Source organism: Salipiger aestuarii, assembly GCF_003259905.1.
Classification (GTDB): domain Bacteria; phylum Pseudomonadota; class Alphaproteobacteria; order Rhodobacterales; family Rhodobacteraceae; genus Salipiger; species Salipiger aestuarii.
On sequence record NZ_QLMG01000039.1, the window covers coordinates 1 to 21,384 of the forward strand.

General features: G+C 64.5%; 20 protein-coding genes and 2 pseudogenes. 16 read left to right on the forward strand and 6 right to left on the reverse strand.

From position 1 onward, the window contains the following. The 6 genes from ATI53_RS16945 to ATI53_RS16970 all read left to right on the forward strand — a co-directional run. Positions 1–314 (forward strand): IS66 family transposase (locus tag ATI53_RS16945; protein ID WP_146609948.1); only part of this gene is annotated, 314 nt, incomplete at its 5' end. A gap of 976 nt (positions 315–1,290) precedes the next feature. Continuing rightward, the gene (locus tag ATI53_RS16950) at positions 1,291–2,439 is read left to right on the forward strand and encodes an AAA family ATPase (RefSeq protein WP_111550930.1); all 1,149 of its coding nucleotides are present in this window, start codon (positions 1,291–1,293) and stop codon (positions 2,437–2,439) included. Between the two features lie 80 nt (positions 2,440–2,519). Beyond that, positions 2,520–3,110, forward strand: coding sequence for a transposase (locus tag ATI53_RS16955; protein ID WP_170134601.1), 591 nt, complete (start codon positions 2,520–2,522; stop codon positions 3,108–3,110). A gap of 197 nt (positions 3,111–3,307) precedes the next feature. Further along, positions 3,308–4,075 (forward strand): hypothetical protein, encoded by a 768-nt coding sequence (locus ATI53_RS16960; RefSeq protein ID WP_111550932.1) that lies wholly within the window; start codon positions 3,308–3,310, stop codon positions 4,073–4,075. After that, entirely contained in the window at positions 4,072–6,294 is a 2,223-nt protein-coding gene (locus ATI53_RS16965; RefSeq protein WP_111550933.1) for a TnsB C-terminal domain-containing protein, read from the forward strand. Before ATI53_RS16960 ends, ATI53_RS16965 begins: the two co-directional genes overlap by 4 nt. Before the next feature lie 14 nt (positions 6,295–6,308). After that, positions 6,309–7,319 carry an ATP-binding protein gene (locus ATI53_RS16970; RefSeq protein ID WP_111550934.1) on the forward strand — a complete coding sequence of 337 codons (1,011 nt, stop codon included), beginning with the start codon at positions 6,309–6,311 and terminating at the stop codon, positions 7,317–7,319. Between the two features lie 17 nt (positions 7,320–7,336). Here the strand turns inward: ATI53_RS16970 and ATI53_RS16975 are convergent, their stop codons facing one another. Both ATI53_RS16975 and ATI53_RS16980 read right to left on the reverse strand, forming a co-directional pair. Further along, positions 7,337–7,639 carry a hypothetical protein gene (locus ATI53_RS16975; RefSeq protein ID WP_111550935.1) on the reverse strand — a complete coding sequence of 101 codons (303 nt, stop codon included), beginning with the start codon at positions 7,637–7,639 and terminating at the stop codon, positions 7,337–7,339. 34 nt (positions 7,640–7,673) lie between these two features. Beyond that, a complete protein-coding gene (locus ATI53_RS16980; protein WP_009503391.1) occupies positions 7,674–8,228 on the reverse strand; it encodes a hypothetical protein in 555 nt (184 codons plus the stop codon). Between the two features lie 479 nt (positions 8,229–8,707). On the opposite strand from ATI53_RS16980, the gene secE reads away from it, so the two are divergent. The 4 genes from secE to rplA all read left to right on the forward strand — a co-directional run bounded on the left by secE (position 8,708) and on the right by rplA (position 11,048). Beyond that, entirely contained in the window at positions 8,708–8,899 is a 192-nt protein-coding gene (gene secE / locus ATI53_RS16985; protein ID WP_034451820.1) for a preprotein translocase subunit SecE, read from the forward strand. A gap of 221 nt (positions 8,900–9,120) precedes the next feature. Next, positions 9,121–9,654 (forward strand): transcription termination/antitermination protein NusG, encoded by a 534-nt coding sequence (gene nusG / locus ATI53_RS16990; protein ID WP_111550936.1) that lies wholly within the window; start codon positions 9,121–9,123, stop codon positions 9,652–9,654. Positions 9,655–9,900: 246 nt separating this feature from the next. Next, positions 9,901–10,350, forward strand: coding sequence for a 50S ribosomal protein L11 (gene rplK, locus ATI53_RS16995; RefSeq protein ID WP_009503394.1), 450 nt, complete (start codon positions 9,901–9,903; stop codon positions 10,348–10,350). Next, entirely contained in the window at positions 10,350–11,048 is a 699-nt protein-coding gene (gene rplA, locus ATI53_RS17000) for a 50S ribosomal protein L1 (RefSeq protein ID WP_009503395.1), read from the forward strand. The genes rplK and rplA overlap by 1 nt, the downstream gene beginning before the upstream one ends. Positions 11,049–11,287: 239 nt before the next feature. On the opposite strand, the pseudogene ATI53_RS17005 reads toward rplA, so the two are convergent. From ATI53_RS17005 to ATI53_RS24010, 3 genes and pseudogenes are all read right to left on the reverse strand, one after another. Then, positions 11,288–13,056: pseudogene (locus tag ATI53_RS17005) on the reverse strand (tripartite tricarboxylate transporter permease). Then, a complete protein-coding gene (locus ATI53_RS17010) occupies positions 13,056–13,331 on the reverse strand; it encodes a hypothetical protein (RefSeq protein WP_009503398.1) in 276 nt (91 codons plus the stop codon). The pseudogene ATI53_RS17005 and the gene ATI53_RS17010 overlap by 1 nt, the downstream one beginning before the upstream one ends. 193 nt (positions 13,332–13,524) lie before the next feature. Next, complete coding sequence (locus ATI53_RS24010; RefSeq protein WP_240778627.1) at positions 13,525–13,662, reverse strand: hypothetical protein; 138 nt, start codon at positions 13,660–13,662, stop codon at positions 13,525–13,527. A 126-nt stretch (positions 13,663–13,788) separates the two neighbouring features. On the opposite strand from ATI53_RS24010, the pseudogene ATI53_RS24590 reads away from it, so the two are divergent. From ATI53_RS24590 to ATI53_RS17035, 5 genes and pseudogenes are all read left to right on the forward strand, one after another. Further along, positions 13,789–13,893 (forward strand): annotated as a pseudogene (locus ATI53_RS24590) (DNA-binding response regulator); the annotation flags it as partial. Positions 13,894–13,993: 100 nt separating this feature from the next. Then, positions 13,994–15,526, forward strand: a complete 1,533-nt coding sequence (locus ATI53_RS17020; protein WP_446000289.1) for an ATP-binding protein — start codon at positions 13,994–13,996, stop codon at positions 15,524–15,526. A gap of 126 nt (positions 15,527–15,652) precedes the next feature. Next, positions 15,653–17,623: a type II secretion system secretin GspD gene (gene gspD / locus ATI53_RS17025; protein ID WP_111550938.1), complete on the forward strand. Its 1,971-nt coding sequence runs from the start codon at positions 15,653–15,655 to the stop codon at positions 17,621–17,623. Between the two features lie 10 nt (positions 17,624–17,633). After that, positions 17,634–19,094: a GspE/PulE family protein gene (locus ATI53_RS17030; protein ID WP_111550939.1), complete on the forward strand. Its 1,461-nt coding sequence runs from the start codon at positions 17,634–17,636 to the stop codon at positions 19,092–19,094. Next, positions 19,091–20,296 carry a type II secretion system F family protein gene (locus tag ATI53_RS17035; protein ID WP_111550940.1) on the forward strand — a complete coding sequence of 402 codons (1,206 nt, stop codon included), beginning with the start codon at positions 19,091–19,093 and terminating at the stop codon, positions 20,294–20,296. The genes ATI53_RS17030 and ATI53_RS17035 overlap by 4 nt, the downstream gene beginning before the upstream one ends. Positions 20,297–20,299: 3 nt before the next feature. Here the strand turns inward: ATI53_RS17035 and ATI53_RS17040 are convergent, their stop codons facing one another. Further along, a complete protein-coding gene (locus ATI53_RS17040) occupies positions 20,300–20,764 on the reverse strand; it encodes a hypothetical protein (protein ID WP_009506042.1) in 465 nt (154 codons plus the stop codon). A gap of 99 nt (positions 20,765–20,863) precedes the next feature. Between ATI53_RS17040 and ATI53_RS17045 the strand changes: the two genes are divergently transcribed. Continuing rightward, positions 20,864–21,382 (forward strand): hypothetical protein, encoded by a 519-nt coding sequence (locus ATI53_RS17045; RefSeq protein WP_111550941.1) that lies wholly within the window; start codon positions 20,864–20,866, stop codon positions 21,380–21,382. Positions 21,383–21,384: the final 2 nt, after the last annotated feature.

A 21,384-nucleotide genomic window follows, 5' to 3' on the forward strand; every position in this document is an offset into this window, starting at 1 on the left:
TCCGCCGCTGGCCGTCCTTCACGCTCTTCCTGGAGGACGGCCGCGTGGCCATCGACAACAACCCGGCCGAGCGCGCGATCAAGCCGGTGGTGATTGGTCGGAAGAATTGGCTCTTCGCCGGGGCTGATGCCGGGGGAGAGACCCTCGCGGAGGCCATGACGATCATCGAGAGCGCTAAGCTCAGCGGTCTCGATCCTGAAGGCTACCTGGCCGACATCCTGGCCCGCATCGGCGATCACAAGATCAACCGCCTCGACGAGCTGTTGCCGTGGAACTGGGCGCCGATCGCTCAGGAGGCCAAGGCCGTCGCCTGATCTGCGGTCCTTACCGGCCGGTTACCACACAGGGGCGTTAACCCGTCATGCGTCAGCCCCTGGGATTCCTCGGTTTCGTTCAAACCTTGATGTCCGTTCTGAAGGGCACGTCACATGTATCTCGCGCTTGCGGAGAAGGTCCGGAAACCGCCCTGCCTCGCTCGTAACTTCGCGGGCGCAGCGTGAATCGAGCACACGCGGCGAATGGCAGGAACGTCCCGCACAGCAGACATTCGTGGGGAACGCAGCGAAGGTCGGCTGCCCGCCCTTCGGCTCCTCAGCGCGCATGTGCGGCGAACGACCGCTTTCCGCCCTCTTGGTCGGTGGCACCGTTGAATTCGCGGCCACTCAAAAGCGCTCATAACCGGCCACGTTGTCCGTTGCCGCCCAGGGCAGACGTGGTTTGCACGCCGTAGAAGGCATAACGCGACCTAACTTTCTGGCATGGTCCGGGGTACCAGCGGCCTGCCAGCTACCTCTGGCCGGTAAGAGTTCGGTTTCCACGTCGAGCCTCACCTCCTGCCTAGTTTAGAGCCGCGGTTTCATCTCCGGGCAGGGAGGCAATGCTTTCTCCTGCCCGCCCTTCAGGGGGCTTCTCAGAACGCTCACCGGCCGGATATCCGCGCCTGAGTTGTCATCTGTTCTCCAACGATGCGTTTCTTGGCCTTCGCCGTTGCCGCATTTTGCCTTGGCTCGAAAATACGAAAAATTGGTACATCTGTTCCGGCTCTTCCCTTGCTAGACGAGCGACGTCTGATGTTCTGCGAAAATGAAAAATCTTTTTGTTTTTCGCATGTTAGGTGGGTTCATGTGGGGAGATATCCCTCTTGACAATCCCGCTTTCAGGAAGGATGCCGGCGGCCGTCGTGACTGAATGCGCTGATCGCTTCCGCCCGGCACAAACGAAATCCCAGCCTGCCAGGACGAAGAAACTGCGTTTCTCCGATGGGCGGAGCTTTGCTTGCAGGGGCCGACCATGTCACGCATTCCATTCATCCACGCCCGCTTCCCTAAGCCTGACGATAACGAACAGGCGCTTGCCGGACGCCTGCGGAAGCACCTGAGCGAACTGCGTCTGCGCGCCCAGCAGCGCGAGGCCAATGTAGTGCCGAACGAGACCGCAGCAGGCTCGTCGAGCGCGGCTTCCTTGGCAGACGAGCCAGTTCTTGGCGATGATCTCGGCATGGACTGGCTGTCCCCCGCGGAGCTGTCGCACAAAGACCGCCGGCGGATCGACCGCCGCGCGGCTTGCCTCAGTAAGGCCCGGAGGGCGGCAACCGGTGTCGCGCACCTGAAGAAGGAAGATCTCGAGAAGCTCGCGGTGCTTAGGGATGGTGTCCGGCTGGGCCGTATCGAGAACGAGCACCGTGCCGACGAGCTAGCCGCGAGTCTGCATGCTGAGTTCCCTTGGCTCTCCGCTGCGACCGAACAGGTGTGGCACGCGATGCGCAGGTCGGTTCGGGAAGGCTGGCCGGGCTTTCGCCTGCCGCCGCTGCTGCTCGACGGACCTCCTGGGATCGGAAAATCTGTCTGGGCCCGGGAGCTGGGTAGGTTGATCGGTGTGCCCAGTATGGTGGTCGAGGCCACCAACGAAAGTGCGAGCTTCGGAGTGGTCGGCTCGCAGCGCGGTTGGAACAACGCCGCCCCCGGCCGCGTGCTTCAGACCATCATGCAGAGCCGGGTCGGCAATCCGATCGTCATCATCGACGAGGTGGAGAAGGCCGGATCTGTACATTCGAGCAACGGGCGCAGCTTTGATCTGACCACTTCTCTACTGCCACTGCTGGAGTCGGCGACGGCTGGCAACTGGAGCTGCCCATTTTTCGAGGTCAGGTTCGATATGGGCTGGATCGGATGGGTGATGACCTCGAACGACTACCGCCAGCTTCCAGCGCCGCTTCTCAGCCGTTGCCCCCCGCTTAAACTGAGGCCCCCATCCCTGGAGGAATTGATCGACTTCGGCTTGCAGCAGGGGGGTAAGCGCGGGATTTCGGAGCCCTCGAGCGAGGCGATGGTCGAAACACTGCGACGAGCGTCGCTTCACACGTCTCAAATAAGCCTACGGACGGTGATCCGAATGCTTGATCTCGCCGAACGGCTCGAGGCGGGGCCGGTGACCCAATGAGTCGGGCTTGTACCTGGGCCTGCCGCCCCCTTCACAATCTCATGAAAGCATGGTCCCGTGCCCTTCAGGAGGCGCAGAAGATGGTGCGGACGAGTTGGGCAGTAAGCCGGATAAACTGGGAATTGGAGCGGGCATGGTGGGGCCTGTTGCGCATTCAGCTTCCGGCAGAGGGCATCGCCGCGCGCTTCCAGGACGAGGCTGCCTGCCTCGAACGTCTGGTCGAGCAACGATGGGGGAAGCATGTGTCCTGCCCCCGTTGCGGTGCAGGGCGGCCATTCATTGTGCCGGCGGTGGCTCGGTGGCAATGTCGCGAATGCCGACATCAGTTCTCAGCGACATCAGGGACCATGCTCGGCTACAGCAAGCTACCGCTCCGAACATGGTTTTTGAGCGCGGATTACATGATCCGACATGCTCCGGCATATGTTCATCATCTCATGCCTGCGCTGGAGGAATACGCAGCCTGGACCGGTTTGCATTACAATACGGCCTCTCGTTTGCGGCGCAGAACATATGATGATCTGCGGACCAATGGGGGACAGGGGTTTCTTGGGAAGCTGGTGTTGGTCAATCCGGTGAAGCCGCCTGCAGACACGACGCCAGACTCGCCGGATTTCCTGGTCTGGCTTCGAAAGGAAGCCGAAGATCGGTCCATTCCTTTAGAAATCTGAGTTTCAGGTGAGCTGCGTCCACCGCCTTCCCGCGCCGGGCTCTGGTGCGTTTGAGGAATTCGCATAAATCTTCAATCAGCAGCACCGCTAGAAACAAAACCTGGGCGATAGCCTGTCGCCGAAATCGCATCCAAGGCCGGCCAGATGGAGCCGGATCAGGAACTCTGGATTCATCGAATCCGGGGAACGGAGAAGTTATGCTTTATCATGATGGCACATCTGGCGCCTATTCCGATGCTGAGGGCCATTGCCCGACCGGACGCGTGTCCAAGATTGGCCCGCCCTTGCTGGCGGATCCAGATCACCCCTTTCTGGTTCATCGATCGCACTTGCAGAAGATGGAGCTCGGAAAGTCACGTGGCAGTTCCCGACTGTCCTTCGTGACGCGCCTGCACCGCGAGGCCGTGCTTCAGGAGTTCTGGTGTGCCTCTTTGGAAGAGGCGGAAGTACAGAAAAACCTCGCGGCCAATCCTGGTGTGCTGAACTTCAAGGAGCAGTTTACCCGCATCGATTTCGTGGGCCTGGACGGGGACGAAAGCTACACCAAGATCGACATCCACGTCTTGCTGGCCTCCGGTGAAGAGGTCCTGGTCTCGGTCAAGTACGACGAGAAAGCCCGGCGCCCGTCTTATCTGGCGGAGATCGCGAACATTGCATCTCAGTGTTCGCCGGATGTCGCCGATCGGATCGTGGTGCTGTCGCGCTATTCATTTCACACGGCGTGGCGGGACTGCGCAGAAAAAATCCATTATGCGCGGCGCGGCTGGGACCCGGAAGCTGACCGGATCGTCTTGGAGGCGGCGAACGATCTGTCGCCCCGGTTCACGCTGGATCGGTTGATCGAGGCGTCCCGGCTCGACAACCGCGCATGGCGTGCGGTAGTCCGGCTCATCGGGGATGGTGACATTCGCAAACACCCTCTGGATCGGTTCGAGAGCGGCCTTGTCTGCGAGGTGGCGGCATGACCTACTTCGCGGGTCTCAAGGCAACGGATCGAGTCACATTCGAGGGAGCCGAAGTCACCAAGACCCGCGAGGTCAGGGATCGCGGCAGCGAGATCGTCACGCATTATCTGCTGTCGGTTTCGAACGCCGACCATGGCGTGGATATCCGCAAATTCCGCGCGGATGAGATCCCGCACCTGCTTGAGTGCGAACTGCTGATCATCGAGCGTGGCTACTACAGCCCGGCACAGCAGATGGATCGCGCCATGTTCGGCGCGGGCGAGATGTTCGGGGCCACCAAGAACCGGCGCGCGCGCATAGACCTGATCATGTTCCTCTGTATGCGGATGGCCCATTACCGTGAGCTCGGAATGATCTTGACGCGCGACGGTGTGCAGACCTGGCGTGCCAAGTTGGATCGGGACTACAAGTCCTATCAAGCACGTCGGGATTATGGGACGGAAACTGCGAATGCGACGCAGAGCCTGAAGCCGCTTCCCAGCAATGACACTCTGCTCAGTTACTATCGCACGTTCCGAAAAGGCGGTCAGCAGGCGAGGGTGTTTTGCCCTCCACGCGCTCAGTCGGAAGATTTGGACGAACAGGCGATTGAAGACCAGAACTTTGTCCTGCGGTGCCTGCAGCAGTATCTGAACCCGGAATTCTCCAAATCCGAAGTGGCGGCCAACACGATCTCGCAGGTCGAGAAGGAAAACGAGCGCCGCCGCGCCGCAGGCTTCCCGGTCCTGATCGATGTGAAGTCGGCCAGGACCTATGAGCGATGGATCGAAAAATACCTGGACCCGTTCACGGTCGCCGTGCAACGCGAGGGGCTGGCGAAGGCAAAAGCGAAATTCCGCAGCGTCGAGCAGGGACTGAAAGCCAGCTTTCCTGGGCAGGTGGTCATCTTCGACGCGTGGCAGGTTCATGTCCTGTCCTTGAACGTGTCGCGAGCGGCCTGGGACCGCATGACACCCGAGCAGCGTGCCAAGGTGAAGCGCGTTCGCCGATGGGTGGTCGTCGCGATCGATGTCGCCACGCGCATGATTTTGGGGTTTGCGTTTTGTGCGGCACCGAACCAGGAAGCTTCGCTGGCGTGCCTTCGCATGTGTTTTGTGGACAAGACGCCACTGCTCAGGGAGGTGGGGCTCTTCAAATCCTCATGGGACAGCAGGGCCCCTATCCATATGGTTTCGACGGATTCGGGAAGCGAGTTCGGAAAGAACCCTTTTGGTGGGTCAAGGTTCGTCGAGGCGGTTCGGATCTTGTCCGGTTCGCTTCTGAATGCCGTGACCGGCGTGGCCGAACTTCGCGCTCACATCGAACGCCTGTTTCGAACCTTCGAATTGAAATGGGCGCGGCATTTGCCGGGCTGGACAGCCGGTGCGCCCCATTTGAGAAATGACCGAAATCCTGGGCGCGAGGCCTGCCTCACGGATGATGATCTGCATCGTCTCTTCGTCACATTCGTGGCGGATTACAACGCATCGCCTCACCGCGGTCTCGGCGGAGCGACCCCGTCCGGCACATGGGCGAAGCTGTCGAAACATGAACAGTTTGACCCCTTCGCGCTGCCTGGGTCTCAAGCATTGCGCGAAGCTTGTGGCAGTTCCCATGCTGCTGGCGTCTCGGAAGCCGGCATCCGATTCGAGGGGCTGGTCTATTCGAATGAGTTCATCCGCAACCAGCGCAAGGCTCCGGGCGTGGATAGGATCGCCCAATCGGGGGAAAAGCTGGAAATCATCGTCGACCCGATGAACCTCGGGGCCATCTCGGTCGTCGCCAATGGTGAACTGATTTCCGTTCCCTGCCTCGACGAGACCATGCGTGGAAAGTCACTCACCCGGTGGAAGGCGGAAAAGACCCGGCTCAAGGCTGAAGCCGCACTTGATGTCGCCGATCATTCCAAAGCCCAGTCTGAAGCCCGTGAGAGTTGGCGCGGGGAGGCAAAAGCCATCGCAGACTCGGCCGGCGTCACCATGGAAGGTCGCAGCGACGCGGAGGCGGCGCGTCTTCGCAAGGAACTGGAGTTCGGCAAGGGCGCACATGAAAAGCCCTTTGTCGGCCGCGACGAGTTCATCGATCCGCTGCAAACCGGCTACGCGACCGGTTCCAGTGGCAATCACACCGCATCCGCGCCCACGTCCCCATCTGAGACCGAGGCCGCCGAACACCCCGATGGAGCAAATCCCCTCGATCGCTTCCGCTCCAATGGCGCACGACGCCGCCCAAGATCCTGATCCGGAGATATTCCATGACCACAAATGAAACCCTGGCCGTGATGGAGAAAACGCGCACCAAAGCGGCCGCGACCGCCGCGCTGGATACCTTCTTCTTTGAAACCGAGACCCACTGCTTGATCCGCGAGCGGGTGTTCAGTGTCCTCGAGGCGCGGGAAACTCGCCTGGCGCGCGGGCTGTATGAGCAGAAGGGGGCCGCCTTGATCGGCCCGGCCGGTAGCGGGAAGTCGACGATGATGGCGCGGGTTATCCGTGAGTATGAGGAGGCGGCGGTCGCCACTGGCGGTCGGGAATTCGGCCACAGGATCGTCAGTGCGATCGTGCCGGGAAAGGCGAGCGTGAAGGACACATGCTGTGCCGTCCTCAGGGAAATTGGTTACCCGACCAAGGGCAACCGGACCGAGGACTACCTGATTGACTGCCTGCGCAGGCAGCTCCAGCATCATCATATCGCGGCCATTCACCTCGATGAGATCCAGGACGCAGGGCGCTACGCGACCGAGGAGGCGATGTCCGCCTTCGCGAAGCGGTTCCGCAACCTGATGCAGGTCGGGCCCTGGCCTGTTTCGCTTATCCTGACCGGGACCTCGGAAGGACGCGAGTTCATCAACCACGATCCCACCCTGACGCGGCGACTGCGTCCTGTCGAGATTTTGGCCATGACGCCCGAAGCCGATGGCCCCACCCTCCGAAATGCCATGACCAAGCTATTGGCGGGAACTGGCCTGACCGATGAAGGCCTGTTCTGCCTCGCGGAATTCATGCCGCTCATGATGCATGCTGCAGCCTATCGGTTCGGTTTGGCCGTCGAGATCACGATCGAAGCGCTCTCGGAGGCCCTGGAGATGGGGGATGTCCGGGTCACCCTCGATCATTTCGCCGAGGCCTATTATGTCCGCACCAACTCTGATGACGAACTCAACCCCTTCCTGTCTGAGCATTGGCGCGGGATTGACACCTCCCGCGCCATGGATCGTTTTTACCAAGACACGAATGCGGCGAAGAAACCGCGCAAACGGAAGTAGCCAGCAATCTGTCCCCGTTAATCCACGTTAGGGTCGCCCGCCGGGCGGCCTTTTTCTTTGCCTGCGCGCCGCAGCCCACCCAAGACAGGTCGGAAAAACGATGTCGGAAGACGGGTTTTTGATGTCGGCAGGACGGTATTCGAAATGTCGGGTGATGTCGTAAGATATTGATATTTATTGTTAAAATGCCAGGTCAGGACGGTCTTTAGGTGTCGGACGATAGCAACGGTTTTCAAACGCGCAGCCACTGCGCGATCTTCATATTCGTGTGGCTGCTGCCCGCCGGCATACAGGCGGGCATACGAAAAAGACCGCGCCATAGGCGCGGTCTTTTCCTGTGATCGAGGCCCGCGATTACGAGTCCAGTGCGTTCTCGATCGCCTGGCGCTGATCGCTGTCGCTGTCTTTGCCGTAAAGCGCGGCGCGCAGGTGGTTGACCTGCTCGGTGGTCAGCACGCGCAGGTCGGCCTCGGGCACAAGCTGATGCACTGCGGCGACTTCGGCCTCGGTCAGGTTCGGCGCGGCCTGTTCCATGTCATCCAGCAGTTGAACGCGGATGGACTCGGGGTCGGCGCCACGGTTCACAAGCGCGACGATGCGGTCCTTGTCGGCTTCGGTCATCTCGTTGATGCGCCACTCGGGGAAGTACTCGGTCAGAATCAGACGATCGGCCGTTACAATGCTCGGATTGTCAGGCTGGGCGATCGACATGATCAAGGTTGCCTTGTCGGTGTCTTCCTTGCCCGACTGCGCGATGGTCATCATTTCGGCGACCTGTGTGTCGGTCAGCGTCGCGAAGTTGGCCTCCGGGTAGTACATCGAAATGGCGTTCATTTCGGCCTGCGATGCGGCGAAGGCACTGGTCCCCATGACGGCGGTAAGGGCGGTGATGGTCATAAAGCGTTTCATGGTGTATCCTTTCGTCAGTTCCGTTTTAGCAGCGACCCGAGGTCGTTACGCCCGCGAGGTGTCCGCACAGGCGGAAATCTTCGTATGGCGGTCCCGACCGTCTGTTTGGCCGTGCGTCGTCTTGTATCCAGCGTAGCGTCGTCGCTGCGTCGGTATGGCTGTACAACGGCGCCCCGACATGGTTGGTTCCGAGGCAGAAGGCTGCAAAGATTCTTCTTTTTCGCCATGGACTTGCGCGCTGGATCGACCACGCGTGCGCAAACGCGTGCGGGCGGGCCGGGTTCCGGCGCAAACTGGGCGTTGCGATCAGATCTGCGCGACAATCGCTCACGTCGGCGTGATGATGGGCCGCCCTGCGGGACGGATATGTCCGGGGGCCGGGTCCACCGGCGTGTTCGGGGGCCGCGCAAGGCTTGCCTCTGGCCGGACAGATGCGTATACGCCCCGAAAACCGCATGAAAACCGAAAGCGTCGTTCTGATGGCCAATCCCGTACAGTTCATCCAGCAGACCCGCGCCGAGATCGGCAAGATCGTCTGGCCGTCGCGCCGCGAAGTGCTGCTGACCACGGTCACGGTGTTCATCATGGCCGCCCTGACGGCGACCTTCTTTGCGCTGGTCGACATCCTGATCCGTGGCGGGCTGCAAGGGCTGCTGTCCTATTTCGGCTAGGACACACCGAGCTGCGGATGGGGCCGCGGGGCGAAAGCCTGACGTGCGGCCTTGATATCCGGTCCGCCAAGGCGGTAAGAGCAAAGCAATACCCTGGGCAGGCGTGCAGCGATTCGAGTTGCACGCCGGTTTTGTTTCAGGGACAAGCGTATCGCGCGCCTTTGGCGAGGCGGAAGTGAATGGCCGGCACAGGTTCGGCGCAAGGTTGGAAGAGGGGCCAGATGGCGAAGCGGTGGTACTCGGTCAGCGTTCTGTCGAACTTCGAGAAGAAGATCGCAGAGCAGATCCGGCAATCGGTCGAAGAGCAGGGTCTTGAGGACCAGATCGACGAAGTCCTCGTTCCGACCGAGGAAGTGATCGAGGTGCGTCGCGGCAAGAAGGTCACGACCGAACGCCGATTCATGCCCGGCTACGTCCTGGTTCACATGGAAATGTCCGATCAGGGCTATCACCTCGTGAACTCGATCAACCGTGTGACCGGCTTTCTGGGGCCGCAGGGCCGCCCGATGCCCATGCGCGATGCCGAGGTCGAGTCGATCCTGGGCCGCGTTCAGGAAACCGAAGAAGCGCCGCGCACGCTTATTCATTTCGAGACGGGCGAGCGGGTCAAGGTCAACGACGGCCCCTTCGAGGGTTTCGATGGCATGATCGAAAGCGTCGACGAGGACAACCAGCGTTTGCGGGTGGCCGTGTCGATCTTTGGTCGCGAAACCCCGGTCGAGCTGGAATTCACCCAGGTGTCCAAGCAGGGCTGAGGCGGGGCCGCACCGCCATCACGATCACGCACCCTTCGGGGTGCGTTTTTCGTTTCCACCCGCCGGACAAGGGGCTCGGGCCTTGATCCGGTAACAGATCTGGTCTATGCGCCGGGCTTCGGCAGACCGCCAGTGGCGACTCGGCCGATTGTGGGAGGCAAGGACACCGCGGTGTCCGATCCTGACCACGCCACATGAACGCCTCCGCGACGCGTCGCGGCAGGAGATGGAACAGGAGACACGCCAATGGCCAAGAAGCTTGCTGGCAAGATGAAACTGCAGATCCCTGCAGGCAAAGCCAACCCGTCGCCGCCCGTGGGCCCCGCCCTGGGTCAGCGCGGCATCAACATCATGGAATTCTGCAAGGCGTTCAACGCCAAGACGCAGGAAATGGAGCCCGGCGCGCCGTGCCCGACCGTGATTACCTATTATCAGGACAAATCCTTCACGATGGATATCAAGACGCCGCCCGCGTCTTATTACCTCAAGAAGGCTGCTGGTCTGAAGCCGGTTGGCAAGCGCAACCGTCCCAAGGGGGCCGTCACCCCCGGTCGTGAAGTCGTGGCCACCGTCACCATCAAGCAGGTGCGCGAAATCGCCGAGGCCAAGATGAAGGACCTCAGCGCCAACGACGTGGAAGCTGCAATGCAGATCATCCTTGGCTCGGCCAAGTCCATGGGCATCGAGGTGAAGTAATGGCAAAGCTCGGAAAACGCACCCGCGCCGCGCGCGAAGCTTTCGAAGGCAAGGACGAGCTGACGCTCGAAGAGGCGGTCAAGCTGGTCAAGTCGAATGCAACGGCCAAGTTCGACGAAACCGTCGAAGTCGCGATGAACCTTGGGGTGGATACCCGCCACGCGGACCAGATGGTTCGCGGTGTGATCGGCCTGCCCAACGGCACCGGCAAGACCATGCGCGTCGCCGTGTTCGCCCGTGGCCCCAAGGCTGACGAAGCTCAGGCCGCTGGTGCGGACATCGTCGGCGCCGAAGACCTGATGGCCACCATTCAGGGCGGCACCATCGAGTTCGATCGCTGCATCGCCACCCCGGACATGATGCCGATCGTCGGTCGTCTGGGCAAGATCCTTGGCCCGCGCAACCTGATGCCCAACCCCAAGGTCGGCACCGTGACCATGGATGTCGCTCAGGCTGTCAAGGACGCCAAGGGCGGCCAGGTCCAGTTCCGCGCCGAAAAGGGCGGTGTGGTCCACGCAGGCGTTGGCAAAGCATCGTTCGACGAAGCTCAGCTGGTCGAAAACATCCGTGCCTTCATCGGCGCGGTTGCCAAGGCCAAGCCGGCCGGCGCCAAGGGCACCTACATGAAGAAGATCTCGCTCAGCTCGACCATGGGTCCGGGTGTCACCATCGACGTGGCCGCTGCCGCGTCCGAGTGACCCGGACGCAGCGTTGATCTTGCAAAAGGCGGGCCGTTGGGTCCGCCTTTTTCGCATCCACGGGGCGCAGGGCCGGCGACCATCAGGGTCAATCAGAGATCTGCGTTTTTGTGGCTCATCCGGCGGAGTCACCCGCAAACCGGCGCCGATTTGTCCATCGGCCTTTCCGCAGGCCCCTGACCTGCCCCTGCCAGAGCCTCTGGCGGGGATGGCCGGTCTGGGGGCCGAAAGCGGCGGCGCTAGCGCCTGCGGGGCGCGGGCACGCGGGACGGGGCAGGACATCGCAACAGCCATGCGGACGCTGTCCGCTGTCCGCTGATGCCGGTGCCTTGCCGCGCAGCGACGCGGGCGCGGCCCGACGCGCGCGCCTTGCGCGACAGCGACCGGGCAAGGCGGGATGACGACCGACGTGGCAATCGCCGCGCCTGCAAGCGCGGCAACGGCGGTGAACGCCGTCGCTTTTGTCTGTGCAGTCTCAAACAAGAGGACCAGTCCGTAGTGGCCGTTTCGTCGTTGGACACCTTGCGCGCGCGGCGAGCAAGCCAGATCGGCAGGACCATCACCAACAGCGCCAGCACATACAACAGGATGCGTGTCCAGTTCGACACCAGGATGCCCCGGCCCCCTCCCGAAATCGACAGGGCGCGGCGCAGATTGTCCTCAAACAGCGATCCCAGCACGAAGCCAAAGATCACCGGCGCGAGGCTGAATTCCAGCTTGCGCAGGAACCAGCCGAACACGCCCGGCATCGTGATCATGAACAGATCATGCGGGTTGCCGACGATGGTGTAGATGCCGATGAGCGCAAGAACGGCAATCAGCGGTGTCAGGGAGTGCTGCGGAATCGTCAGCATCCGGGCGAACAGCCCCACCAGCGGCAGTTTGATGTTCAGCCGCGCCACGTTTCCGATGTACATCGACATCACCAGCCCCCAGGCGACCTCGGAGCGCTGGGTGAACATCATCGGGCCGGACCGGATGTTGAACATCAGCAACGCGCCCAGCAGGATCGCGGTGGCGCCCGATCCGGGGATGCCCAGCGTCAGCATCGGCACCATGGACCCGCCGGCGGCGGCGCTGTGTGCCGCTTCGGGGGCGGCAAGCCGGCGCACGTCGCCGGTGCCAAAGGAGCCGTTCTTGTCGCTGATGCGCTTTTCGGTGCCATAGGCCAAGGCCGAGGCGACGGATGCGCCCGCTCCCGGCAGGATCCCGATAATGAACCCGATGACCGGGCTGCGCAGGATGGTCCATTTGGCCAGCGACAGGTCGGCCCAGTTCACAAAGCTCTTGTCGACGGGCCGCGATTTCAGGGAGCCGCGCGCCTGATGTTCGACCAGCGTCAGCAGCCCGGTCATGCCGAACAGGCCCACCACGATGATCGGAAAATCAATGCCGGTCAGAATGTCGGGAATGCCGAAGGTATAGCGCGCCACGCCGGTGTTGGCGTCGATGCCGATGGTGGTCAGCATCAGGCAATGGTGGCCCCCAGCAGCGTCTTGACGGTGCTCTTGCCCACAGGCGAGGCCAGCGAGGCAAAAGCAAAGACCATCAGCACCACATAGTCCGACGGCCCGAAGGTCACGGCGAATTTCGCCAGCGCCGGGGCGAACAGCGACATCAGGATCAGCGCAAATGTGCCCCCCGCGCACGAGGCCGCCGCCGACAGCGACAGCGCGCGCCCCGCTTCGCCCTTGCGGGCCATGGGGTGGCCGTCCAGCGTGGTCATCACCGCGCCCGCGTCTCCGGGCACGTTCGGCAGGATCGAACTGATCCGCCCGCCGTATTCGGCGCCATAGTAGATACCCGCCAGCAGGACCAGCGCCGCTTCGGGTTCAAAGCCAAGGCCGTAGGCGATGGGCAGCAGGATCGCGACGCCGTTGATCGGTCCAAGGCCCGGCAGCGCGCGGTTCAGCGTGCCCACGAAACAGCCCACCAGCACCAGCATCATGTTGAACGGGTCAAGCGTGACGGCAAACTCCGACGCCAGTCCGGAAGGGACGCAATCCATCAGTCGGCCTCCGTGTCAAAGCTGTCGAGGACCGCTTCGATCAGCACCGCCGCGCACAGCCGGACCCAGACCTTGCGCGTCACGTCGACATGCGCGGTGTCCGGTTTCCAAAGGATGGTGAGCAGGCAAACCGTCGCAACGATCGACAGGATTTGCGGCCAGCTTTCGCGGGCGAGCGGGTCGTACTGAAAAGGTGTCCGGATGACGGTGAACGCAATCACCGCGTCGCCGATGGTCACCGCCAGCAGAACCGCCGCGAAGATGCGGTCAGCCATGAGGGGGCTCTGATATACGGTTTGTCGAAAGGTCGGATGCGCCGCAGGGGCCGCTGTCAAACGCGACGTAGCGGATCTGTAACGGCGTGCCGCCCGCTTCGCGCATCAGCAGCGCGCCCTTCATCCAGTCCTGCGAACCGACGGAATCGCCCGCGCCCAGGACAACTGCCGGGATCGCTGGACAGATCGTCCATCACATTCCTGAGGGAACATATTCGCTGTCGGCGCGCCCCACGACGGCGTCGAAATCGGCACCTGCGGTGGCCAGCCAGCGCACGTCGGTTTCATCGAAAGCACCGTATTTGCCCAGGATGATGTTCAGCAACTGCACCGCGCGGGGACGTCCAGCAACCTGTTCACCGCTGGCAGCCTGCGGTTCGATCGCGCGGCCAAGCTGGCCTGGAACGGCGACAGACCCATCGACATGCGCGCCCGCGCGGTGCAGCTGCTGGAAATCATGATCGACAATCTGGGCCCGATGCTTACCAAGGAAGACGTCGCCGACACGCTTTATACGTTTCACGAGGCGCCCGGCCTGAATGCCGTCGAACAGCTTGTCACCCGGTTGCGCCGCAAGCTTGACGGCACGCCGCTGGTCATCAAGACGGCGCGCGATCTGGGCTGTCTGCCCTACGTCGCCGATGACGAACAAGGAACCGCGCTTGCTCAAGCGGCGGCTGCTGTCGTCGATGGCGGCGGGGTTCGTGCTGCGGCTGTTGTTGATGTCGGTGCTGCTGTGGAATTATTCGCGCGCCGCCGCCAACCGCGCCTTCGACCTGTTTCTGGCAGGCGCCGCGCTGGCGGTGCTGGAACGGGTGTCCTACAATTCTGATGGCCCCACGGTCGACCTGCCGCAATCGGCGATGGATATTCTGGCGCTGGCGCTGGCGCCGGCGGTGGACGCCGACAGCCCCGATGCCATGCGCGCCCGGATGATAAAGGCCGAAGCGCAGGTGCCGCGCACCGTTCACCTTACCAACCAGCTGCTCGCCAACGCCGTGGCGATCCACCGATCCGATCGGGCCCAGCCCGACCCACCGGAGCCGCGCCCGCTGGTGTGCGACACGCTGGCCGAATTGCCGCGCGACCGACGGTTGCGCAAGGTCACCGTATCCTACGAGGACGGGCAGTTGCCGGACGGTGTCGGCCACATCCGGTGGGATGCCATTTCCATCCGTGAGGCGCTGCGCAACCTGATCGACAACGCTGTTCGCCACGGCAGGTCAGACAATTCCGTGCTGATCGAACTGGACGGCGACGCCCGCAGCATCCGGTTGACGGTGTCCGACGTGGGGCCGGGGATCCCTGCCGCCGCCCAAAGCCGCGCGACCGAACGGTTCATCTCGATTGCCCGCGACACCGCTGGGTCGGGGCTGGGGCTGGCCATCGTGCGATCCGTTGCCGAAGGCCATGACGCGCGGCTGGAACCGGGCGCCTCGCACCTTGGCGGGCTGCGCGCGGTTCTGGTGTTTCCCCGGTTTGGGGCGCTGTTGCTGGGGCTGTGCCTGCTGATGCCGCAGGCGTCACGCGCCTGGGATCTGACCATCTACGGGGCGACCGATCTTCCGACAAGCCACCGCGACCTGTCGCCGTTCATTCGCGACCATGAGGCCGCGCCAAAGCGCCGGGTCGGCGGCTATGACCTGCGCGGGTCGGGCATCGGATACCTGTTCGCCACGCAGGACATGATTCAAAGCGTGCAGACGCAGCGCCTGACCGAGGTTCCGGGCCGCGCCGCCATGCGCGTCTATTGCCGCACCTCTGACATGATCAAGGCGACCGGCTCCGGCGAAATCGCGCTGGCGCTGGACGTCATCGGGCCCAGCGCCATTGCGCTGGCGCAGGTTTATCCCGAGGTGGGCATCCACGTTCTGGACGACGACAACCTTGGCATGTCGCGCACCGCCTTCGTGCCGCGCACCGCGCAGGAACCCGAGATGGGGGCCCGCTTCATCGCGTTCCTGTTGTCGCCCGATGGTCAGGCCCTGATCGACCGCGACACCGCCCCTGATCGCGCCTGCCCCGGCAACCGAACCGCCCACCGCGTCGGCCGGGCTGATGCGTGCGAGCAGCGGCGCTTTCTGCCAATCCCGCTTGGCCCCGGCCTGCTGACCTTTCTCGACAGGCTCAAGCGCGACGAGGTGCTGCGGGGGGATGCCTCGTTCGCTGGTGAGGGGGGCAAGAGGCGCCGCTGACGCCGCGTGAGAAAAACGCTGCAATTGCGCCGAGGCGCGGCTATACTGCCCCGCAACAAGGCGGGACAGATCAGAACCCGCCGAACGGGCAACTGACATGACAGGCTCACAGCGGACAGGGATGCGATGAAATCCGGTATCGGACGAGGCTTTGCAGCCATTGCGGCGCATGCGCGAGGCGCGCTGGTCGCTGCATTTATGGTGTCCGGCACGCTTATGCCGCCACCCGCCGCCGCGCAGGTCACGCTGGATCTGCGCGATGCCGACCTGCGCAGTTTCGTTGAAGTCGTGTCCGAGGCAACGGGGCGGCGCTTTGTGGTCGACCCGGCGGTGCGCGGCACCGTCACCGTGCTTGCCCCCGATGAAATGAACGCGGCGGAACTGTACGAGGTGTTTCTGTCGGTGCTGGAAATCAACCGCCTTGCACTGATCGAAGGCGCCGGGGCCGACCGCATCGTGGCGATGAACGGGGCGCGCGAACTGGCGTCGGGGGCGGCGGCCTCTGGTGGAACCGGGGCCTATGAAACCCGCGTGATCGAGGTGCGCCATGTGCCGCTGACCGACATCGTCGAGGTCGTGCGCCCCTTGTTGCCCGCCGAGGCGGTGCTGACCCCGCTGCCCGGGTCCAACCTGCTGATCCTGTCCGATCGGGGGCAGAATTTTCAACGTATCTCGGCGCTGATCGCCCGGCTTGACCAGCCGCGCGAACTGCCGGTGCAGATGATTCAGTTGAGCAACGCCAACGCCGCCGAGGTGGCGCAAGTGGTCGAGAGCATGGAAATCCTGCCCGCGGGAGCGGCGATAAGCGTCGACCGGCGGTCCAACGCCATCGTCCTGTCGGCCCCGATGCGGGTGATCGAACGAGTGCAGATGCTGGTCGCGCGTCTGGACACGCAGCAAGACAACGTGGTCAGCCGGGCGGTGCCGCTGGCTTATGCGGATGCGGCGGCGCTGGCCGATGTGGTGCTGCGCGCCATCGAAAGCCAGTCCTCCGAAGGCGCGACGCAGGCGCCCGTGCGCATCGTGCCCGAGCCCCAGACCAACACGCTGCTGATTTCCGCCCCGCAGGAACGCATTGCCGACATCGTCGCGATGATCGGCTATCTCGACAAGCGGCCCCGTCAGGTGCTGGTCGAAGCGGTGATCTTTGAAATGTCGGTGTCGGCGTTTTCCGACCTGTCGGCGCAGTGGGCAGGCATTCTGGACAGCGCCATCGTCGGCGGCGCGCAGTTTTCGCTGGGGGACCGGCCCAGCCTGACCAGCCTCGTGTCCTCGGTTCTGAACGGCGAAACCGCCGATGCGGGATCGGGCGGCGTGCTGGCGGGGCTGCCGGACGGCGACACGGGCGTGGCGGGGTTTCTGGCGGCGATCGCCTCGCAAACCTCGACCCGGCTGCTGTCGACGCCGTCGATCGTGACACTGAACAATCAGGAAGCCGAGATCGTCGTGGCGCAGAACGTGCCCTTTGTCACCGGCGCTTATTCCACGGTCGGCAACAGCGCCGTCGAGAACCCGTTCCAGACCGTCGAACGCCAGGACGTGGGTCTGACGCTGACCGTCACGCCGCAGATCAACGCCGACCGCACGGTCAAGATGGCGATCCAGCAAGAGGTGTCGAACCTGACCAGCGCCCAAAGCTCGGCAGGTGGCGAGATCACCTCGAAACGCGCGCTGTCGACGACCGTGCTGGTGCGGGACGGCCATGTCATCCTGCTGGGCGGGCTGCTGGAAAACGGCTCTGGCGCCGCGGGGCAGGCGGTGCCGGGCCTGTCCGACCTGCCGCTGGTGGGCGGGCTGTTTCGATCCAAGAATACCGAACGTGCCCAGCGGGTTCTGCTGGTTCTGCTGCGCCCGCAGGTGGTGGAAACCGAAGACGAGGCTCGCCGCATGACCCGCCACATCGCCGCCAAATCGCGCGAGGCCAGCCGCGCCATCTCTCCACTGAACGCCGAGCGCGGCCCGCGCACCCCGGCGCAGGCGCTGCCATTCGACGGGGTGGACCTGAACCAACCCTTTGATGCGGGCTTTGTCGACGACGTGGCGCAGCGCCGGAACTACCCTCCGCTGCCAAGCCGGCTGCGGTTTCCGGGCGACTGAGGGTAGCGCGATGGATACACCGCGTCTGCCTTTTGCCTTTGCCCGCGACCAGCAGGTACTGATCGACGGCACCCGGCTTGTCACCGGCCCCGAGGCGGGGCTTGCCGGTCTGCGCGAGGCGCAGCGCAGGCTGGCCCGGATGGTGCCGCAGGTCGAAGAGCTGGACCGCACCGGATTCGAGGCGGCGCTGGCGCGGGTGTACGACGGCGGCGATGACGGGCTGACACGGGGCTCGGAGTCCGAACTGTTGTTCGACCTTGAAGACCCCCCCGCGGGAAGCCGCCAGCGGGACCTTCTGGACGATGCCGGGGACGCGCCGGTGATCCAGCTGGTCAACCGGCTGCTGCGCCGCGCGGTGATGAGCGGAGCGTCGGACCTGCATGTCGAGCCGCACGAAAAGGGGCTGCGGGTGCGGATGCGCATCGACGGGTTCCTGCAAGAGATCATGGACCGCCCCGACCTGCCGGTGCGCCGTGTGGTGTCGCGGCTCAAGGTCATGGCGGGGCTGGATATCGCCGAAACGCGCCTGCCGCAGGACGGGCGCATCGCACTGTCTCTGGGCGGGCGGATGATCGACACGCGGGTGTCGTCGCTGCCCGGCCATTACGGCGAACGTATCGTGCTGCGCATCCTCGATCGGTCGGCGGGGCTGATGCCGCTGGGCGCGCTGGGCCTTGCCGCTGCGCAACAGGCGTTGCTGGCGCGCATGTCGTCGCTGCCCAATGGCATCATCCTTGCCACGGGGCCAACCGGGGCGGGCAAGACGACGACGCTGTATTCCCTGCTGCAACTGGCCGAACGCGGCGAGCGCAACATCGTCACGGTCGAGGATCCGATCGAATACGACCTGCCGGGCATCAGCCAAAGCCAGATCAACGCCGACATCGGCATGACCTTTGCGGTTGGCCTGCGCGCGGTGCTGCGTCAGGACCCGGATGTCATTCTGGTGGGCGAAATCCGCGATCCCGAAACCGCCAGCGTCGCGGCGCAGGCGGCTCTGACGGGGCATCTGGTGTTTTCCTCGCTGCACGCCAACAGTGCCATTGGTGCCGTGGTGCGGCTGCGCGATCTTGGCATAGACAATTTTCTGATCGCGGCAACGCTGCGGGGCATGGTGGCGCAGCGCCTGTTGCGCAAGCTGTGTCCCGCATGCCGGCGCCCGCATGCGGTGTCGCCCGATGCCTCGGCGCTGTTCACGCGGCACCTTATGCCGGCCCCGGATACGCTGTATGAGCCGGTCGGCTGCGATGCCTGCGGGGGCAGCGGCCACGCGGGCCGGGTGGGCATCTTTGAAATGGTCGAAGTCGGCGGGCGCCTGCGCGCCGCCATCGATCAGGGCGCCACCGAAACCGCGCTGACGCAGCTTGCGCTGGGCGCGGGCGAAACCCTGATCGGGCAGGGGCTGGCGGCTGCGGCGTCCGGCCAGACAAGCCTGGCCGAGACCCTGCGCGTTGTCGGCGACGTGGCATGAGGGCGTTCGACTATATTGCTTATTCCGCACGCGGTCAGCGGCGCACCGGCAGCATCGTCGCGGAAACCGAAGCGGACGCCGCCGACCGGTTGTCGAGGCGCGAGCTGTTCGCCTCCGACATCCGGCCCGCCCGTGTGACCGCAGGCAGGGGGCACCGGGGCGGACGGCGGCTGTCGGCGGATCTTCGGGCGGTGTTCACCCGGCAGATGGCGGTGATGCTGGCCGCCGAACTGCCCGCCGAAGCGGCGCTGGAGGCCGCCGGGCGCGGCGCGCCGTCAGCGCTGGGCGGCATCGCTGCACGGGCGCGCGCGGCCGTGCTCGACGGCGCCCCCCTGAGCGACGCACTGGCGGGGGCCGGGGCGGGGTTTCCGCCCTATTACCTCGCGGCGCTGCGGGCGGGCGAGGCCGCGGGCGAACTGGCCAGCGTGTTCGCCGAGCTTGCCGACCATCTCGACCGGATCGGCACCGATCGGGCGCAGATCATCGGCGCGCTGGTCTACCCGGCCTTTGTGGCGGCGGTGTCGGTGGTGGTGTGCGCCATCCTGATGGTCAGCGTCGCGCCCGAGATCGTGTCGATCTTCGAGACATCCGACCGCCCGCTGCCGGAACTCACGCAGGGGGTGCTGGCGATCTCGGACTGGATCGGGGCGCATCTTGTGCTGCTTGCAGGCATTCTGGCCGGGCTTGGGGTGCTTGCGGCGCTGTCGTCACGGGTGGGCACGCTACGCGACCGGCGCGACCTGCTGGTGCTGCGTCTGCCGCTGGCGGGGCGGCTGAAACGGCTGTCGGCGTCGGTGCAATATCTGCGCACCCTGGCGCTGGTACTGGGCAGCCGGCACGCGGTGCTGGCCGCCGCCGACAGCGCGGTCGAGGTGCTGACCGTGGCCCGTTTTCGCACCGAAGGCGAAGCCGTTGCGCTGGCGGTGCGCCAGGGCGAGGCGCTGTCGTCGGCGCTGGAACGGCTCAGTTTTCTGCCGCCCGTGGCACGACAGCTTGTTCAGGCGGGCGAAACCTCGGTCCGGCTGGCGCGAATGACGGAACGCGCCGCCACGCTGGTGGAACATCGCCTGTCCAGTGAACGCAAGCGCATCGCGGCGCTGCTGGAACCGATGCTGATGATGCTGGTGGGCGCGCTGGTGCTGGTGATCGTGCTGGCGGTGCTGTTGCCGATCTTCGATTTGCAGGCGGTGGTTGCGGGGTAGGCCCTATTGCGGAAAGGCCAGCAGCTCCGGGGCGTCTTCGTCGCGCGAGATATATAGCCCCTCGGCCGCGATGCGCAGCGCGCGAATGCCCGGCGCGATCACGTCGCCCGCCCGCACCAGCGTTTCGCCCGTCGGGTGCGAGACCAGCGCCCACAGCTTGTCATGGCTGCGCACCACGCCCCTGAGCCGATAGCCCAGGCTGTCCAGCGGAGGTTTCGGCGCGCCGGGCGGTTGCGGCTCGGCGGCAGGCGGTTCGGGCGGCGCGGGGGGATGCGGTTCGCCAAAAATCGCGGGCCAGCGCGCAGGTGGCGCAGGGGGCGGAGGAACGGGCAGGGCGGGGGCATTGGCCGGCGCCAGGGCGGGCGCCGCATCCGCCTGCCAGCGCGCGACCTGCTGCCACAGCTGCGCCCCGGCCCAGATCGCTGCGGTGAGGGCGGCAAGGGTGCAAAGCGTGGCAAGGATGCGCATGTGAAGGCGTTTCCGCAGGGCTGTCGGCCTGCCTTGTGGCGGCAAAGGGCCAAAGATGATAGGGGTGACGGCAAAACTATAAACAGGATCGGGCAGGATATGCACAGGGCTTCTTACGTCAATGGGCGCACCGTGTCGCTGGTCGCCGGCCTGGCGGTGCTCTTTGGGTGCGATGTCGGGATGGGCGCGGGCGGCGGTTTCAAGGCGCAGTATTTCTCGGCGCGCGATGCGCTTGAGGATGGCCAGTACAACCGGGCGCGCCGTCAGTACCTGGCGCTGATCGAAGACGCAGGGCCGCTCGCCCCCCGGATCGAACTGGAATACGCCCATGGCGAACTGCGGGCGGGCCGCTTTGGCGACGCGGCGCGGATCGCGGCCGGTCTGGCAGCGCGGCAGACCGGGGACGCGCGGGGCGCGGCGCTTGCGGTGCAGGGCACGGCGCAGCACGAAATGGGCATCGCGGCCCTGGCGGCCGGAGACACCGCCACCGGCGCGGCCGCGCTGCAATCGGCGCGCAGGGCGCTGGCCGAGGTGCTTGAAAATTCCCCCGCGCTGGACCCTTTGGGCGCGATGGCAGGGCGTGCCGCGGCGATCGACGCGCGTCTGGCGCGGTTGTGACG